The 18237-nt window shown below is 50.9% G+C and carries 16 protein-coding genes; 4 read left to right on the top strand and 12 right to left on the bottom strand.

Annotated features, from left to right (window positions below):
- Positions 1–63: 63 nt before the first annotated feature.
- The 12 genes from QZT18_RS07515 to QZT18_RS07460 all read right to left on the bottom strand — a co-directional run bounded on the left by QZT18_RS07515 (position 64) and on the right by QZT18_RS07460 (position 13048).
- A complete protein-coding gene (locus tag QZT18_RS07515) occupies positions 64–735 on the bottom strand; it encodes a V-type ATP synthase subunit D (protein ID WP_294146190.1) in 672 nt (223 codons plus the stop codon).
- A gap of 237 nt (positions 736–972) precedes the next feature.
- Entirely contained in the window at positions 973–2346 is a 1374-nt protein-coding gene (locus QZT18_RS07510) for a V-type ATP synthase subunit B (protein WP_227033816.1), read from the bottom strand.
- Complete coding sequence (locus QZT18_RS07505) at positions 2347–4116, bottom strand: V-type ATP synthase subunit A (protein ID WP_294146184.1); 1770 nt, start codon at positions 4114–4116, stop codon at positions 2347–2349. It abuts the gene before it with no gap.
- A gap of 73 nt (positions 4117–4189) precedes the next feature.
- On the bottom strand, positions 4190–4513 hold the full coding sequence (locus tag QZT18_RS07500; protein WP_294146182.1) for a V-type ATP synthase subunit F: 324 nt from the start codon (positions 4511–4513) through the stop codon (positions 4190–4192).
- Positions 4506–5483, bottom strand: a complete 978-nt coding sequence (locus tag QZT18_RS07495) for a V-type ATPase subunit (RefSeq protein ID WP_294146181.1) — start codon at positions 5481–5483, stop codon at positions 4506–4508. The genes QZT18_RS07500 and QZT18_RS07495 overlap by 8 nt, the downstream gene beginning before the upstream one ends.
- A 91-nt stretch (positions 5484–5574) precedes the next feature.
- On the bottom strand, positions 5575–6168 hold the full coding sequence (locus tag QZT18_RS07490; protein ID WP_294146179.1) for a V-type ATP synthase subunit E: 594 nt from the start codon (positions 6166–6168) through the stop codon (positions 5575–5577).
- 31 nt (positions 6169–6199) lie between these two features.
- The gene (locus QZT18_RS07485; RefSeq protein WP_341466990.1) at positions 6200–6676 is read right to left on the bottom strand and encodes a V-type ATP synthase subunit K; all 477 of its coding nucleotides are present in this window, start codon (positions 6674–6676) and stop codon (positions 6200–6202) included.
- The gene (locus QZT18_RS07480; RefSeq protein ID WP_294146175.1) at positions 6669–8684 is read right to left on the bottom strand and encodes a V-type ATP synthase subunit I; all 2016 of its coding nucleotides are present in this window, start codon (positions 8682–8684) and stop codon (positions 6669–6671) included. The genes QZT18_RS07485 and QZT18_RS07480 overlap by 8 nt, the downstream gene beginning before the upstream one ends.
- A gap of 35 nt (positions 8685–8719) precedes the next feature.
- A complete protein-coding gene (locus QZT18_RS07475; RefSeq protein WP_294146173.1) occupies positions 8720–9028 on the bottom strand; it encodes a hypothetical protein in 309 nt (102 codons plus the stop codon).
- 452 nt (positions 9029–9480) lie between these two features.
- Positions 9481–10806: an SLC13 family permease gene (locus tag QZT18_RS07470; protein ID WP_294146171.1), complete on the bottom strand. Its 1326-nt coding sequence runs from the start codon at positions 10804–10806 to the stop codon at positions 9481–9483.
- 54 nt (positions 10807–10860) lie between these two features.
- Positions 10861–11751 (bottom strand): 3-hydroxyacyl-CoA dehydrogenase family protein, encoded by an 891-nt coding sequence (locus tag QZT18_RS07465; protein WP_294146169.1) that lies wholly within the window; start codon positions 11749–11751, stop codon positions 10861–10863.
- A gap of 109 nt (positions 11752–11860) precedes the next feature.
- Positions 11861–13048 carry a thiolase family protein gene (locus QZT18_RS07460; RefSeq protein ID WP_294146167.1) on the bottom strand — a complete coding sequence of 396 codons (1188 nt, stop codon included), beginning with the start codon at positions 13046–13048 and terminating at the stop codon, positions 11861–11863.
- A gap of 617 nt (positions 13049–13665) precedes the next feature.
- Here QZT18_RS07460 and QZT18_RS07455 point away from each other — a divergent pair.
- Genes QZT18_RS07455 through QZT18_RS07440 form a run of 4 tightly spaced genes read left to right on the top strand, consistent with a single transcriptional unit; the run spans position 13666 to position 18187 of the window.
- Positions 13666–14448, top strand: coding sequence for an enoyl-CoA hydratase/isomerase family protein (locus QZT18_RS07455; RefSeq protein WP_294146165.1), 783 nt, complete (start codon positions 13666–13668; stop codon positions 14446–14448).
- Between the two features lie 59 nt (positions 14449–14507).
- Entirely contained in the window at positions 14508–15716 is a 1209-nt protein-coding gene (locus tag QZT18_RS07450) for a CaiB/BaiF CoA-transferase family protein (RefSeq protein ID WP_294146163.1), read from the top strand.
- A 25-nt stretch (positions 15717–15741) separates the two neighbouring features.
- The gene (locus tag QZT18_RS07445; protein ID WP_366925813.1) at positions 15742–17067 is read left to right on the top strand and encodes a 2-hydroxyacyl-CoA dehydratase family protein; all 1326 of its coding nucleotides are present in this window, start codon (positions 15742–15744) and stop codon (positions 17065–17067) included.
- Complete coding sequence (locus QZT18_RS07440; protein ID WP_294146161.1) at positions 17060–18187, top strand: 2-hydroxyacyl-CoA dehydratase subunit D; 1128 nt, start codon at positions 17060–17062, stop codon at positions 18185–18187. Before QZT18_RS07445 ends, QZT18_RS07440 begins: the two co-directional genes overlap by 8 nt.
- Positions 18188–18237: the final 50 nt, after the last annotated feature.

Below are 18237 nucleotides of genomic sequence, written 5' to 3'. Positions count from 1 at the left end.
ACGGCCGCCATCTGTATCCTCTATACTACAGACGTCGGCCGGTCTCAATTTCTTATTTACTTATTATTCTGCAGCTACCTGCTTTTCCTTGTAATGATGAGCCTCTTCAAGCATCATATCCTTCACCTTCATCAGACGGATCTGGGTACTTCGCTCGTTCTCATCCAGCTTCATTGTAATATACTTGATGTTCTTCTTCGTCTCCGGGATGATGACATGCTCCAGGGCGTTTACGCGCCTTCTGGTTTTCTCAATCTCGGCTGCCATGAGCTGGCAGGCCTTCTCCGTCTCGGACAGCTTCAGCATATCCGGCAGGATATCCGCCAGGGATTTGACGGCGCCGTCCAGGTCACTCGAAGTAAAGGCAAATCCATAAGAATAAATATCATTCTCATCTGCCGTTCTCGTCTTATATTCAAACACCGGGATATCGACACTCATGACGTTCTTCTTTCCGGTCTCCAGGTATACCTCCTGCTTGGGCGCAATCAGGGCGGCGTTCAGCGCCTGCTCAGACATTCCCGCCTTTGCAATGACGAAATTCTTGTTGGCGCTTCTGATCCCCTCTTCCACCTTAAGGCGCAGGGCCATGTTCTCCCTTGCCAGATCCAGAAACTGCCGCATCAGCTCGTCTCGTTTATCCTTCAGAAGCTTATGGCCTCTCGTGGCCGTCACCAGTTTTTTCTTGAGCCTTGTAAGCTCCATCCTGGTTGGGTTCACCTGTGTAGATGCCACGGCAATCACCTCCTTTCTGTTACTGTTCGCTCCGCGTACAGTAACAGAAGGACGCTTTGCGATGCACAGAAACGGCAAAAATGCCGTTTCGCGCTGCTGTCCTCGGGTTTGACCCAAAGGGGCCCGCTGTCTGTGACTTGCGCTTCGCTTCACTCACAAAAAACGCCTCGCGGAATATTCTCTGCGGACAGTAACTAACTATTCTATTTTTCGTCCCTACTCTTTGGTCTTCAGTCTTTAGTCTTTCCCATAGTAGAGATCCAGGAATTTGTCATCGATACGTTTCAGCTCCGCCCTCGGAAGAATGGAAAGGAGTTTCCAGCCAATCTTCAGTGTCTCTTCAATATCGCGGTTTGCCGTGTAGCCCTGGGAAACGTACTCTTTCTCAAAGGCGTCCGCAAATTTGGCGTAAATCAGATCGATATCGGAAAGTGCGGCCTCGCCCAGGATTACCATCAGCTCTTTTGCCTCTTTGCCTCGGGCATAAGCGGCAAACAACTGGTTCATCGTGTTGGAGTGGTCGGCTCTCGTCTTACCCTCGCCGATACCTTTATCTTTTAATCGTGACAGGGACGGCAGTACGTCGATTGGAGGTGTAATGCCTTTTCTGTAAAGTTCACGGCTCAGAATAATCTGGCCCTCGGTAATATATCCGGTAAGGTCGGGGATCGGGTGAGTCTTATCATCCTCAGGCATGCTCAGGATCGGAATCATCGTAATGGAACCCGATTTGCCCTTCTGGCGTCCTGCTCTCTCATAGAGGGAAGCAAGGTCGGTGTACATGTAACCCGGATAGCCACGGCGTCCCGGAACCTCTTTACGGGCTGCGGAAACCTCACGCAGGGCGTCTGCGTAGTTTGTGATATCGGTCAGGATTACAAGTACGTGCATATCTTTTTCAAATGCCAGGTACTCGGCCGCGGTCAGGGCCATTCGCGGTGTTGCGATACGCTCTACGGCCGGGTCGTTTGCCAGGTTGACGAAAAGTACGGTCCTGTCAATCGCGCCTGTCTCTTTAAAGCTCTCAATAAAGAAGTTGGACTCCTCGAATGTGATACCCATAGCGGCGAACACTACGGCGAACTGCTCATCGGTTCCGCGCACTCTTGCCTGTCTTGCGATCTGAGCCGCCAGATTGGCATGGGGAAGGCCGGATGCCGAGAAAATCGGCAGTTTCTGGCCGCGGACCAGGGTATTCAGTCCGTCAATGGCCGAGATACCGGTCTGGATAAACTCTTCCGGGTAGCTTCTGGCCGCCGGGTTCATCGGCAGTCCGTTAATGTCTCTTCTCTCCTCCGGCAGGATATCGGGGCCTCCGTCGATCGGCCGGCCCAGACCGTCGAATACACGGCCCAGCATATCTTCCGATACGCCCAGCTCCATCGTTCTTCCGAGGAACCGCACCTTGCTGTTGGAAAGGTTAATACCGGTTGAGTTCTCAAATAACTGTACAAGAGCGTCGCTTCCGTTGATCTCCAGCACCTTGCAGCGCCTTGTCTCGCCGCTTGCCAGCTCGATCTCTCCCAGTTCATCATAAGTAACATTCTCAACGCCGCGCACCAGCATCAGAGGACCGGCTACTTCCTGTATGGTTCTATACTCTTTTGGCATTTAGAAGTCCTCCTTTCCTAATACGTCGGCAATTTCTTTTGCCAGTTCATCTAAAACTTTCTTGTATTCCGTCTCTATATTGTCTTCTGTCGTATATTTAAATCGTCCGATCTGCTCCCTGACGGCCATCTTGATGAGTCCGTTTGCCGAAGCTCCATCGTTTAACGCTTTCTGTGATTCCTCGTAGAACGCCATAACCAGCTTCATCATCAGGAACTGCTTGCGCAGGGAAGTATAGGTGTCAATCTCATGGAATGAGTTCTGGTGCAGGAAGTCCTCACGGATGGAACGGGCCGCCTCCATCTTAAGCCGGTCGGAAGGGGAAAGTGCATCCATACCAACCATCTTAACGATCTCGTCCAGCTCTGATTCCTCCTGTAACAGGCTCATCATCTTCTGGCGGTTTTCCATCCACTCGCTGTCTACGTGCTCATCAAACCATTTACCCATGCTGTCCACGTAAAGTGAATAGCTTGTCAGCCAGTTGATGGCCGGGAAATGGCGTTTTGCAGCCAGGGAAGAATCCAGTCCCCAGAATACCTTTACAATACGCAGTGTCGCCTGGGATACCGGCTCGGAAATATCACCGCCTGGCGGGGATACGGCTCCGATCGCGGACAGGGCGCCTTCTCTTCCATCCTTGCCGAGACATACCACATGACCGGCACGCTCGTAGAACTGGGCCAGACGGCTTCCCAGATAAGCAGGGTAGCCTTCCTCGCCCGGCATCTCCTCCAGACGTCCCGACATCTCACGGAGGGCCTCAGCCCATCTGGATGTGGAGTCGGCCATCAGCGCCACGGAAAAGCCCATGTCACGGAAATACTCTGCAATTGTAATACCGGTATAGATGGACGCCTCACGGGCTGCAACCGGCATATCGGAAGTGTTGGCAATCAGAACGGTACGCTCCATCAGGGAGTGGCCGGTCTTCGGATCTTTCAGTTCCGGGAACTCATTCAGAACGTCGGTCATCTCATTTCCACGCTCGCCGCAGCCGATATAAACCACGATATCCGCCTCGGCCCATTTAGCAAGCTGATGCTGGATAACGGTCTTTCCGCTTCCGAACGGTCCGGGAACGGCTGCAACGCCGCCCTTGGCGATTGGGAAGAAAGAGTCTACTACACGCTGTCCTGTCACAAGCGGAGTCTCCGGCGGAAGTTTTCTCAGATAAGGACGTCCCTTGCGGACCGGCCATTTCTGCATCATGGTAAGCTCTTTGTCACCCTCATCCGTGGTAACGACAGCCACAACCTCTTCCACGGTGAATTCACCGCCCTTAATCTCTTTTATCGTGCCCTTGATTCCGTAAGGCACCATAATCTTCTGAACTACTACAATACTCTCCTGCACGGTACCGATGATATCACCGGTCTCAACCTCATCACCGGCCTTGGCCGTGGGAACAAACTCCCATTTCTTCTCGCGGTTCAGGGAAGGAACTTCAACACCCCTTTTCAGGTTGTTGCTCCCCGTCACTTTCATGATCTCATCCAGAGGTCTCTGGATACCGTCGTAAATACTGGCGATGAGTCCCGGCCCCAGCTCTACGGAAAGCGGAACTTCTATCGACTCTACCGGCTCTCCCGGCCCCAGTCCGGATGTCTCCTCATATACCTGAACGGAGGCCTCGTCTCCGTGCATCTCAATAATCTCACCGATCAGACGCTGGCTGCTTACGCGGACCACGTCAAACATATTGGCATCTCTCATCCCCTGTGCAATAACCAGAGGGCCTGCCACTTTTTTAATCGTACCTTTGCTCATTGGAAGGTCACACCCACCTTTCTTAACAATATGGCCGCCGCGGCGTTCCCGCCGGACAGTTTCCCCGGTCCCGCTACTGGTTTCCTCCGAAAAGGATATCGGAACCGACCGCCTGCTCCACCGATTTCTTAACGCCTTCCACGCCTTTTCCCGTATTACCGGAAATTCCCGGTATCAGGATGATGGAAGGAAGCAGGCTTTCTTTATATTTTGCTATGGCGCGGCCAATTCCGGCCGCCACGGCTTCCGTAATATAGATGACTGCATATTCATTGCCGGCAAGCTTCTGAAGCATTTTTTCAGCATCCTCCTGGCCGGATACAGAAAATGTATCCAGTCCGAGCGCCGCAAAGCCGTAAATACTGTCGTAGTCGCCCATCACTGCTGCTTTATACATACATTTCCCTTATCCTTTCCCGGATCTGCTCCTCAGGAAGCTCATTCAGCCTGGCCGTCAGAATAATCCTGACTGTCTTTATCTCATTCTCCCTGGCCAGCACGTAGGCTACCAGAGGTCCTGCTGAAAATGAATTATACTTCTGCGGTTTGATCGCCTCCATGAGCTGGTTATCACACCAGCGCTCGAAAGCCGACGGCGATTCACGCAGCGCCTCGGCGCCGCCTGCATATGCAGTACCTTCCAGATATTCGCAGATGGCATCCATGCCGGAGAGCGCCGCCGAACTGAGGCGGGTGACGCTTAAGCCCGCACAGGGAGCCATTGCCCGTTTTATAAATTCAAGTGATTTTGCGGTTTTCTGTGAGCGGACGGCGATCTTGATGTCGGCAACCGCTACGGTGGATTCGGCATAGGCCCTGATGACCGGGTCCTTAGATTTCTCCCCCTCCGCATAGATTGCTTCCAGAGCCGCCCTGTCTACGATAATATCGCAGAGCTGTCCGTCCCTCGTGTGCAGGAATGTCTCATAGGCTTCCTCCGCCGCCGGCCTCATATTGGCCGGAAGCGCCTGCCAGTCACGTTCCGCCACGATGCGGGCCATCTCCCTGCCGTTCACGGCACAGTTGTCAAAATAGATGTTCCCATGGTGATCCGAAGTGACCGTTTCCTTGATTGCCGCCTTGAGATTGTGGAAGAGATTCTCGTAGGACAGCACGTTTAAAATGCCCGCGTCCTCCTTCTTCAGAAGCTCTCTGACCACATTCCACGTTTTTTCCCTCTCCTTTGCCAGGATCGCTTCCGCGTCCTGGGCCGTATCCTGGTCTCCCCAGCCCTTCTCTAAAAGAAACTGCAGGCAGCTCTCATACGTTTTCAGGGCCATCAGCTGATCCAGTGTGGCAGCGGAAAAAAGCGACAGTTCCATCGCACGGATTCGTGCAACCGCATAGGCATATTTTGTATCAGACATATGATCCTCCTTCTCGGTAATAACCGTTCGGTACCTTTATGCATTACCGCTTCGCGGTATCCTGCCGTCCGAACAGTTACGCGGTTACACTTTATGAAAATAACAATGCATGTACCTTATCAGAAAGTTCATCTCTCCTCGCCGCAAGCAGCGCTTTGAATGAACAGTTCTCCTCAACACCTCCATAGACAAGAATAAAACCTCCGTCTATGTTTTTCGGTTCCTTTACAAGAACCAGGCTTCCGCCCTTAGAAGAAGCCGCCTTTTCAATTACAGCTTCAAATCCCTGTGGCATTCTGTCCAGGTCTTTCTTTGAAAAATAAATCTCACCCTCTTTGGGCAGGACAAATTTATTAAGCATTTTCTCAATCAGAGTAAAATATTCTTCGCCCTCTTTTCCAAGCAGCGTTTCATATGCCTGATTCAGCATCTCCGTGATAACCTGCTGTTTTGCGAGCAGCACGGACTGGCGTTTTTTCAGTTCTGCGGAAGATTTGATTCGCTCCATATAGCTTGTGGCCTCTCCGGCCATCTTTACGTCGTTCTCCTCCGCAATTTTTTTACAGCCCTCTTTGGCGTCTTCCAGAATATACTGAACCTCGCTTTTTGCTTTCTCGGAAATTTCCTGCGCTTCTTTGCCTGCATCTTCAAGGATTTGACTTATGATTTTGTCTAATCCGGTCATTCTAAACTCTCCTTACTTTAAGTTTATCGTATTACAGGGCACTTACTGCCAGGATGGAGATTAACAGCGCCAGAATTGCATATGTCTCAACCATGGCCGGGAACAGCATGGCTTTACCGAACTGCTCCGGTTTTTTAGCCACGATGCCGATGGAGGCAGCGGCTGTTTCACCCTGATATCTTGCGGAGATAAGTCCTACGATACCGATCGGGATGCAGGCCGCAAAGTAAAGAAGACCTTCCGTCATTGCCATATCCATGTTAACACCGCCGCCTAAAAGACCGATTTTGGATAATGTGATGAAACCAACCAGCAGTCCGTAGATACCCTGCGTACCCGGAAGAAGCTGAAGTACAAGAACCTTCGCAAATTTACTCGGATCTTCTGTTACAACGCCTGCGGCCGCCTGGCCTGCAATGCCTACGCCCCAGGCAGAACCCATGCCTGCCAGGCCAACTGCTACTGCTACACCTAATAATGCAAAAACAATACCGCTCATATTATAAATCCTCCTTAATATCTACATATTTCGTATTTTGTTTAAACGGCGTGAATTCTTTTCCTCCGCCCTCATAGAATTTACCGAAAAACTCCACATACTGAAGACGGCATGTGTGGACGTATGCACCCAGCAGGTTGATTGCCAGGTTGAACAGATGGCCGAATAAAAAGACTGCAATAAACAGGATTGCGCCTATCGGACCGGAACCAAACATGCTGCCCATCTGATTGACAACGGAAGCGATAACGCCGGTTGCCAGTCCCAGGGCTAAAAGTCTTGAATAAGAGAGCACATCAGACAGCCAGCCTGATATGTTGTACAAATCGTAAGCGCCGAGAGCCAGTCTGAGCGCCGGATTCTTCGTCGTCCGGGCCGACATCACCAGGATGCCGACGGCTCCGAGAATAGCCATCCACTTTGCCAGCATGCTTACCGCCGGCGGGAATACGATCTGAATCTGTGCGATCGAGCTGAACAGTTCGGTCGGAATCAGCATCATAACGAGGCCGACAAGCATCATATACCAGAATACGACATCGCATACGAAGCCGAGGACGTCCTTGTTCTTCAGGTACATATATCCCTTGATTCCAAGTCCCAGGAAAAGATGGATGACGCCGAATACCATGGAACATACAAGCATCTTCATCGGATCATTAAGCGGCACGAACCAGAGCGCCGGGATCGAAACTTCATGCCCGAAGAAGGTCCTGCTGACAATATTTACCGCGTCTCCAAAATATCCTCCAAACAAAACTCCCCAGAACAGGGTGGAAAGGCCGCAGTACATAAAAAGCCGCAGTGACTTTTGCAGGTTCTCTCCCATTCTCGGGAACTTCTTAAGTGCGATGAAGCAGGCCAGAAATACGATTAGGCCGTACGCCGCATCCGAAAGCATCAGGCCGAACAGGAACACATAACAGGCCGACATGATTGTCGTCGGGTCGATCTCCCCTTTTGCCGGAAGGCCAAAGGAGGCCGTGATTCCCTCCGCTGCGGAAGCAAAATGGCCGTTGGACAGGAGTACCGGGGCTTCTTCATCCTCCGGGATATCCTCCGCCTCAAAGGACAGGTCAAAACGCGATGTAAGCGTTCCTTCCAGCTTTTCCACGCTTCGCTTGGGAACGTAGCCTGTGACGATAAATGTCTTTTCCGACTGGACGAGCTGTCCAAGTACTTCGTACTTCTGCGCCCTGATCCTGTAATAGTCGGATAAAACCTTCAGGTTTTCCCTGCTGCCCTCATACACTTTCAGTTTATTTACGGTATTTTCAATTTCGTTATTCAGTTGTTCAATCTGTGCACGAAGCTCAGTGACGTACTGTGCGGGAATCTCCTGAACCGTCTGGGACGGTCTTGCAAATCCCACCGACCTGAGCGCTTCCTCAAGCTGTTCCGAGTCGCGTTTCAGGCAGACGGCCGTGATGCACGTCTGATCCTTATCCGATCCCACTATCTGGATATCCATTGCCTCTATCCCCGGCGCTCTCTCGGCCACCGCCTGATAGAGCAGGTCAAGCGTCATTCCGCCCGCAACCGCTCCAACCAGAACCGAAGCAGTCCGCGTCTCCTGGCAGCTTAAGGGGATGTCTAATCCCAGCCAGGGCTTCATGCTCTCTATCTGCGTCTCCAGTTTGACTATTCCGGCCTTCTGCTCCGCTACCTGCTTATTCAGCGCCTGAATCTGCCTGGCGTCCTCTAAGACGGTCTGGGCATTCTCCGCAACTTTGCCGAATTTCCCGCGGTCTGTCAGAGCTTTTCCCTCCAGCGCGGAAAACATCGAGCTCTTCTCAGGAACATATTCCTGAAGTATCTCAAGAGCCTGATCCGCAAGGGCGGCATTCCTGTCAAACATCTGTCTCGAAGACGCCGTATCCATCTTTTTAAATACACTGTCTTCTTCTGCTTCCTGAGTGATCTCCATCACGCCGGCAGCCTGCAAAAGTTCCAGAACCTCTTTACGGTCCCTCTTCAGTGCACAGATACTAAATTTCTGCATCTGCAATACTGCCATGTCCGCATCCCTCCTAACGTTCTGCTAATATGCCGCTAAATAAGTTCGGAAATAACCTTATTAATTACTTCCTCCGTCTTCTTCCCGGCATTGTACTTCAGGGAAGCGATATCCTCTTCGGCCGCCGCAACTGATTCCTGCAGATACTGCTCGCCTTCCTCGGCCAGCTTTTCCCGGACCTTGCCGGCTTTCTCCCTGGCTTCCTTAAGGGCTGATTCGCGCATCTGCGAAGCATCTTCCTTCGCCTTCCCAATCAGATTCTTCCCCTCTTCAGATGCTTTCCCAATCATCTCAGCAGCTTTTTCCTCTGCTTCTTTTACGGCCTGGATCGTGTCCTTGACCATCTCCTCACCACCTTAGCTTCTGATATTTGTTAAAAAAATTACCATCTCCCGGAATCCTCCGATGATGGTACAGCATGTGCAGCTCCCCATGAAATGTTGAATTCTATCTGTTTTATTATAGTTCAAGCCTGCTTTTTCCATTCATCAAACCATGCAAAACTCATTTCTCTCCGCACATTTGTATACTATTATAACTATTTACTTCAGACTTGTCTATTAAATGTTATAAAAATGATAAAATTCATACAATTCTATGCCAATAGGTGACATTTTGTCAAAATCCGTCCATTTATATGCATTAGCGCTTTACAAAGGTAAAGTTTATTTGTTAAAAAAACTCCAGAGGGGGAACCGGCCCTCTTTTTCGAAAACCGGCTTTGCCTCTGGAATTTCTTTTGCATTATTCATTTATCGTATCTTTATTCCGGCAGACTTTACACATTCTTTCCCAATTAGAAAAGAATTGTGCAGCTCAAAACCGATACTGCTGCCACCAGCAGGACAAACAGAGGCCCTCCGATTTTAACAAAGTCCTTAAATGTATATCCGGCAGGCAGGATCTGCATATTTACAGCAGTTCCGATTGGTGTGGCAATCGCAAGGTTTGTTCCAATAGCAATTACGATTACCCAAGGAACGGGACTAATCCCCAGCGCCAGTGCCATGGATATACAAATTGGGGTCAACATGGCGGCCACGCTTCCATTCTGCATAAAAAGTGTAAGCACACTGGTCAGTACTGTAATAACGACTGTAAGAACAATCACCGATGCGCTTTCTCCGCCAAACATATTTAATACAAAGTTTGCAATAATCGCACCGCCGCCTGAGGCATCCAGTCCCGTGCCAAGGCCTGTGATTGCGCCAATACAAATTAATACATCCCAGGGCAGTTCAGCCAATGTCGATTTTACAGGAACACAGCCGGTTGCAAAAAGTATGGTTGCACCAAGAAGAGCAATATTTGCAATATTAAAATAATTTTTGAACGGAGCAAAACCGCAGAGGATAAAAAGTACAATACATCCGATGAGAACGACAACTGAAAGAGTTCCCTTCCATCTCGGAATGTCCGTCATAGTTTGGGCCGCAGCATTCGACGGGTTGGCAAAAGAATTATTCTTGTCGAAATCCGGACTGCCGGGTTTCAATGCCCATCTTAACAGTGAATAACCAATGGTCGCCCAGAACACCACCTGAAGTATCGCCGCCGGAACCATGACGCGGCTCATATCAAATACTCCCAGACCTTCCTCATAGCCTGCGTATCCCATTAAAATGGAATTTGCAGTAACCTGTGAAACCGAACCCACCAGAGTACAGGCACCTCCGATAATACAGGCAATTCCAGCAGGAAAGATAACCATCTTAGAGCGGATTTTTCCTTTAGAACCTGCAGCAATGGATGCAATAATCGGCATCCACATAGCGATACAGCCTGAGTTGGATAAGAACGCACTCATTATCGTACAGATTATAACGATAGCAACAATAAATACTCTCTCATTTTTTGCAATGGGAGTCGATGCAATTTTCGCTCCTATTCTCTGTGCAATTCCCGTCTGAAATAATGCATCGCCGACAATACACATTCCGGCCACCATCACAATCGAACTTCCGCCAAATCCCGAATAGATTTGTGAGAGTTTCATCTCCGGAATCAGGATACCCATTGCAAGAGTGCTGATACAGGCTACCACACTCATTGGAAATTTATTGATAAAGAAAAGAATCATTGTAATTATAGTAATAATAATGGCTATTGTACTTGATGTCATTTTTGTTCCCCCTTCTTTCGTCAGCTACTTTAACCCCAAATTATTCTATTACTGTTATTTTGAAGTATCCGGATATTCATACCAGCCCCTGCCGGTCTTCCTTCCGTACTCACCCTTTTCAAATTTCTCAATCACGAGCGGATTCGGCGCATCGAACGGATCATGGCTCTCCGCAAAGCGATCTACCCGCACATAATAATTCACATCAATTCCCGTTAAATCCATCAGACGGAACGGGCCCATGGGATAGCCAAGCCCCTTCTCACAAGCCGTGTCAATGTCTTCCACCGACGCCACCCCTTTTTCCAGAAGCGACAGAGCTTCATGTACTACGGCGGCATTAATGCGGTTTGCTACAAATCCGGCAATTTCTCTGTTAATCACAATGGGCGCTTTTCCCGTATTAAGTGCAAACTGTCTGGCAGTCTCGATGGTTTCCGTGGACGTATGAGAACCTTTCACAAGTTCCACCAACTGCATGACAAGAGCCGGGTTAAAATAATGTACATTTAAAAGGCGCTCCGGGTTCACCGTCACATCCGCCAGCTTGGAGCTTACGATATTGGAGCTGTTGGTGCCCAGAATCGTATCCGGCTTACAGAGCCTGCTGATTTTCCCAAACAGCTCCCGTTTGACCTCCAGGTTCTCAATAACCGCCTCAATGATAATATCAGCTTCGGCCGCCGCCCCCTCCACATCCTCCGTAACCGTGAAGTTTGACGCGATCCGGTCTGCTTCCTCCTGTGTCAGGCGTCCTTTCAGGACGCGGCCCGCCAGATAACCCTCCGCCCACTTTCCGGCTTTCTCCACCGCCGGCTTAAAGCTGTCGCACAGAATTACCCTGTAACCGCGGCTTCTGCCGTTCAGGGCGGTATTCATCGCAATCTGCTGCCCCATCGCCCCGGCGCCAATCACGGCAACCGTTCTTATTTCTTCTGCATTCATAATTATACCTCTCTTGCTCTTTCACATAAAGTAACGCTTCCCCACATTAATTTCCATTTTCAGGAATTCCGTTTACTCTGTATTTTCCATAATCATTAAAGCGTTTTCTTTAAACCATCTCCACTACCGCCGCCATGGACTGGCCGCCTCCGATGCAGAGTGTTGCAAGGCCAATCCGGCCTCCGGTGCGTTTTAAATTGTGGACTAGCGTGACAAGCAGGCGCGCTCCCGTGCATCCCAGAGGATGTCCCAGGGCAATTGCCCCGCCGTTTACATTCACCTTTTCCGGATTCAGGCCCAAATCTCGGATACAGGCAACCGACTGGGAGGCAAACGCCTCATTCAGCTCCGCCAAATCAATTTGAGAGACCGTCATTCCCAGCTTTTTCAGCAGTTTCTCCGTGGCTTTTACCGGCCCGTATCCCATGATGGCCGGGTCCAGGGCAGCCGACATGATTCCGGCTATCCTGGCTATCGGCTTTGCCCCCGTCTCTTTTACCATTCTGCCGCTCATCAGCACCAGGCAGGCCGCTCCGTCATTGAGCCCGCAGGAATTTCCCGCCGTAACGGTCCCGTCCGGCTTTACAATCGGTTTAAGCTTTGCCAGGACTTCCGCCGTCGTGGCCGGTTTCGGAAATTCGTCCGTGTCAAAAAGGAACGTCTTCTTTCTCTCCTTCACCTCCACCGGAACAATCTCTTCCTTGAAATAACCGGCTTCAATGGCGGCCGCCGCCCGGCGCTGGCTCTCTGCCGAGAATCGGTCCTGTTCGTCACGGCTGATTCCAAACCGCTCCGCCACATTTTCCGCCGTCTTCGGCATACTCAGGCCGGAACCATATACGGACAGCGGCTGGGCCGTAGTTCCGGCCTCTATGTTGGAATCGACGAGCGTCATCGGCCCGTCCCCCCAGCGTCCGTTCCGGATAAATACGGGGGCCCGGCTTAAATTCTCCGTTCCTCCCGCCACGATACAGTCGGCCTCTCCCAGCCATATTTCCTGACATCCGCTGTATACCGCCTGCATGGCCGATGCACACAGACGGTTCACGGTAAAACCGGGCACGGATTCCGGAAGGCCTGCCTCCAGAAGCGCGCAGCGTGCAATGTTGGACGCCTCCGTACTCTGACGCACTTCCCCTAAAATCACCTCATCAATGCGCTCCAATTCCACCCCGGACCGTCCGACGGCTTCTCTGATTACAGCCGCTGCCAGCGTATGGGCCGGAATGCTCTTCAGAGAGCCTCCGTATTTTCCGATTGCTGTGCGCACGCCGCTTACAATATAGACTTCTTCCATATTGAAGAACCTCCTTTTATATTTTGCCTTTTAGGATCTCTACTGCTTTTTATTAGAGCAATAACCGTGCCAACTTTTACAAAATCACCCATGCCATTTCTTAAAGCCTGCCTGTTCTATGCCAATAAAGCCGCGGTTTTCATATCAATTTCGAATATTTATTTTCGATATTACTACCACAAAATGGATCATCTAATTTTCCATACTTTTTTATAATGGGGTAAAACTGCGTTTTCTTCCCACAGCATTAGCCATATATGTGCACCGAAAGTGAATTTTTGTGCATATAAAGTGAATTTATTGCACGCTTGTGCACAATTGCACTTTTTATCTCATCCTTACTGCTGCCACCTTCTCCGAAAACGGCTGTATTTTTTATTTTCTATACAGTGACCATGAGTTATTTTCTTCGCTGTTTCCGGTTCTTTTTGCCTGCCTATTCTCCTTTTGAAACACTTTCCAATCCGTTTTCCGTGGAAAACCTGCGCCTTTGCAGACTGGAGACCTGCTGCAGTCTGTGTCGTTTTTATCTGTTGGCATGGTTCTTGCTATATAAAAGGGCAGAAAGAAAATAATTCCCCACTGATTTTCATTCCAGCATGAAAGGAGACTTACCTATGAACTTTGAAAACATTCTTTATGAAATAGAGGATGGGATTCTCTATCTGACCCTGAACCGGCCTGAGGCGCGCAACGCCCTTACCCCGGCCATGTGGAGAGATATCCGAACCGCCGTGGAAATGGCGCGGATCGATGATTCCGTTCAGGTGGTGATCGTAAGTGGAGCCGGAGACAAGGCTCTTGCCAGCGGGGCCGACATACAGGAAATCCACGACCGCGATTACCTGAAGATGCTGCCCGGCACCTCCTCCGTAGCTCTCAAAGAGCTGGAAGACCTTTATAAACCAGTCATCTGCGCCGTCAACGGCTATGCGCTGGGCGGAGGCTGCGAGCTTGCCATGGCCTGTGATATCAGGATTGCCACGGCGCGTTCCCGGTTCGGCCAGCCCGAGACCGGGCTGAGTATCATTCCGGGAGCCGGGGGGACGCAGCGCCTTTCCAGACTGATAGGAGTCGGAAGGGCAAAAGAATTAATTTACACCGGACGCATCCTCACGGCGGAAGAAGCAAAGGAAATGGGCCTGGTAAACCAGGTGACGGAAAACACCAGGGAGGAACTGATGGCCGCCGCCCTTAAAATGGCCCACCTGATTATGAAAAAAGGGCCTGTTGCCGTGTCCATGGCGAAAATGGCAATTAACGTCGGGATGGATACCGACATCAATACGGGTCTTCTGTTTGAACGGATCGCGCAGACGGTAGCGTTCAGCACAGAAGACCGCCGGGAAGGAACCGCTGCTTTTCTTGAAAAAAGAGAGGCCGTATTTAAAGGAAAATAGCAGATACCGGATACGCAGGTAATTACAGAAAAAGAAAGATTTACAGGAGGAACTGATCTATGAAACCAATGGAAGGTATAAAAGTAATCGAACTGTCCACCATGCTGGCCGGTCCCATGACGGCGCGCATTCTGGCAGAATGGGGAGCGGACGTGATCAAGGTGGAATCCATGAACGGTGATGCATGGCGCGAACAATACGGCACATCCCTGTCCCCCTGCACCGAAACGGCCAATCCCAATTTCGACATGCAGAATATAAATAAGCGGTTTGTTTCGTTGAATCTCCGTTCCAAAGAGGGGCTGGACGCCATCATCAAACTGATTTCGGAGGCCGATGTCTTTTTGACAAACTACCGCATCCACACCCTGGAAAAAATGGGACTTACGTATGAACAGTTAAAGCTGCGGTTTCCAAAGCTGATTCACGCCTCGGTGCTGGGATACGGAAGTGAGGGAGACGAAAAATACCGGCCCGGCTACGATTATACGGCATTCTGCGCCAGAACCGGCCTGCTGGGCGATCTGGCCCCGGCGGGAGGCCCCCCGATTATGACCGTGGCAGGCCTGGGCGACCACAGCGTCGCGGTGGCGCTTTCCGCGGGTATCGCCGCAGCCCTTTATAAAAGAACGGTGACGGGGGAGGGTGAAAAAGTGGACGTCTCCCTGCTTCAGGCAGGCACCTTCATTCTTTCCACCGGACTTCTGAACGGCTTTAACGGCCGGAAGTTCCCGCGTGACCGCTACAACTGCAGCCACGCAGGCAGCAATACCTACCAGGGCGCGGACGGTGAATGGATTTATCTGGCTATTGTGGATTACCGCAGGTTTGCCGAATTTTGTGACACCGTCGGACTTCCCGAAGTGGCGAAAGATCCCCGTTTTTCCACACAGCAGGCCTACTATACCCCGGAGAGCAAACGGGAACTGACCCAAATCCTCGATGCTAAATTTGCGGAACAGCCGGTCTCCTACTGGCATGAGCTACTAAATGCCCACGATCTGCCCCATGAGATTGTATATCACTTTAAAGATGTACCTTACGATCCTCAGGTTCAGGCAAACCATTATACCTATTTTCACGAGTATCCCGACGGAACAAAAACCGTCTTTACCAACAGTCCCGTCCACTTTGCCTCCGTTAACCCGGCGGAAATCCCATGCCGGACCTCAGGCCCGATCGGCTGTGATACGGCCGACATTCTTAAGGAACTGGGTTATACGGAAGAACAAATTCAGTCTATGTACCAGGCGGGTGAAATCCGCTAAAACAGGAAATGAAAGGAATCTGACAATGATGAGTGAATACAAAACCGATACAGTCACATCCGGTGCAGTCACAGCCGATGCAGTAAGTACGGCCCCTGCCCCTAAGCCAAAAAGACCGAAACCCAAAAGCATGCTCATGTTAAATGAGCAGACCGCAGCGCTTTTTGAAAATGCCCGTCTTGCAAAAGAGAGGGGAGAGAAAGTCGGCTGGTCCGCTTCCATCTTTCCGCAGGAGATCCCCGAAACGCTGGGACTTAACATCCTCTATCCGGAAAATCACTCGGCCGGAATAGCGGCCAGACACCAGGCGGATCCCTTCCTGCAGGAATGCGAGGGCGCACTCGGTTATTCAAACGACCTCTGCGCCTATGCAAAGGTCAATCTGGCTTATGCCGCCGTATTGAACGGTGAAAGCAGCATTGAACTGCCCGACGGCGGCAGAATGGTAAAACCGGATTTCCTGCTTTTGACCAACAATATCTGCAACCAGCTCACAAAATGGTATGAGAACCTGGCCAGACAGATGGATATTCCCATCTTTTTTATCGACACCTGCTACAATCCCTATGACTATGTGACGGAAACCAGGGTGCGTTATGTCCGGGCCCAAATTGACCAACTGATTCGGGATTTGTGTAAATTTACCGGAAAATCGTGGAATGAAGAACGTTTTCAGAAAATCATGAAAATCAGCCAGAACAACAGCAGGCTGTGGGAGCGCGCCAATGATCTTCTGGATCGCAGGCCCTCCCCATTAAGCGGCTTTGAGCTGTTCAACTACATGTCGGCCATGGTATGCAACCGCGGAAAAGAATCCTCCACCGCCATACTGGAACAGCTTAACGCCGAGATAGAGCAGCATATAAAGGACGGGACTTCCACCTTTCCGGTCGGGGAACAGTTCCGGATCTCCTGGGACGGCATCGCCTGCTGGCCCTACTTGAGCCACAACCTAAGAACGCTTAAGAAGTACGGGATCAATATGGTGGCCTCCAGCTACGGCAAGGCATGGGCAATAGAGTATGAAGATCTGGATGGAATGGCCCGCGCTTACTGTTTTGCTTCCACCAACGGAGATAACGCCACCACCATGGTATCCCGCCGTCTGGAGGCGTTGAAACGCTTCGGATGCGAGGGCACAATTTACCATGTGAACAGGAGCTGTAAAGTAATGGACTGCCAGATGATGGAGGTCCAGAGACAATTGTCAAATCAGGCAGGCGTCCCCTTCACCTCCTTCGACGGCGATCAGGCGGACTACCGCAACTACAGCGAGGCACAGTTTGAGACCAGGATTCAGGGTCTCGTTGAGGTAATGAGACAGAAAAAGGAGGATCTGATCAATGAGTAATTTGTTTGAAACTATTTCCCTGCTGCGGGCGGCATGTAAAAATCCGCGGGCACGGCTCGATTATTATCTGGCCTCGGGCAAAAAGGTCGTGGGCTGTTTTCCTCCTTATACACCGGAGGAACTGGTTCACGCATCCGGCATGATCCCCATGGGGCTTTGGGGCGGACAGGCCGAATTAGTTTTGGCAAAGAGCTACCTGCCCGCATTTGCCTGTCCCATTATGCAGGCCAATATGGAACTGGGGTTAAACGGCGCTTATCAGGGATTGTCCGCTGTTATCATCCCGGCCGCCTGCGATACCCTGCGGTGCATGACCCAGAACTGGCGTTTTGGCGTTCCCTCCATTCCAATGGTTCCCATTGTATATCCCCAGAACCGCACCTCCCCGGCCAGTGCCGACTACCTGATCAGTGAATATGAAAATGTACTCGTCATGCTTTCCACCATCACCGGGCAGATGATGAATGAAAAAGCCCTCTGCGAATCCATTGCGATTTACAATGAACACAACGTAACCATGCGTGAATTTGCGGCTGTTTCCCTGGAGCACCTTGACGTCGTCACACCCGTCGTCCGTCATGCCGTTATGAAGAGCGCTTTCTTCTATGAAAAGAGCGAACATACGGCCATTGTAAAAGAAATAATTGCAGGTCTGAAGCAGCTTCCGGCCTGCAGTTTCACCGGTAAAAAAGTAGTCCTCACCGGCATTTCCGCCGAACCCGACGAGTTCCTGGAAATTCTGTCTGATAACAACATCGCGGTGGCAGGCGACGATCTCGCCCAGGAAATGCGCCAGTACCGCACCGACACCCCGGAAAAGGGCGGCGGCGGACTAAAACGTCTTGCCCTGCAATGGAACGCACGGCACGGCTGCAGCCTGATCCATGAGATCGGCAAACCGCGCGGCACGCTGCTGGCAGACCTGTGCAAAACGGCCGGAGCCGACGGCGTAATCAACTGCCTGATGAAGTTCTGCGATCCGGAGGAATATGACCAGCCATACTTTGAGGCGGATCTGCGGGCCGCAGGTTTTCCCTCACTGACGGTTGAGGTGGATACGCTGAATAAGAGCTATGAGCAAATTCGGACAAGGATCCAGACTTTCAGTGAGATTCTGTGAGGATTTAGTTGAGATGCGAGGACGCCTCTGTAAGACGGCGGACGGGGGAG

The organism is uncultured Clostridium sp., assembly GCF_900547735.1.
Taxonomy (GTDB): Bacteria; Bacillota; Clostridia; order Lachnospirales; family Lachnospiraceae; genus Otoolea.
The sequence above is the reverse complement of the archived record's forward strand: the minus strand, read 5'-3'. Positions and strand labels throughout refer to the sequence as shown.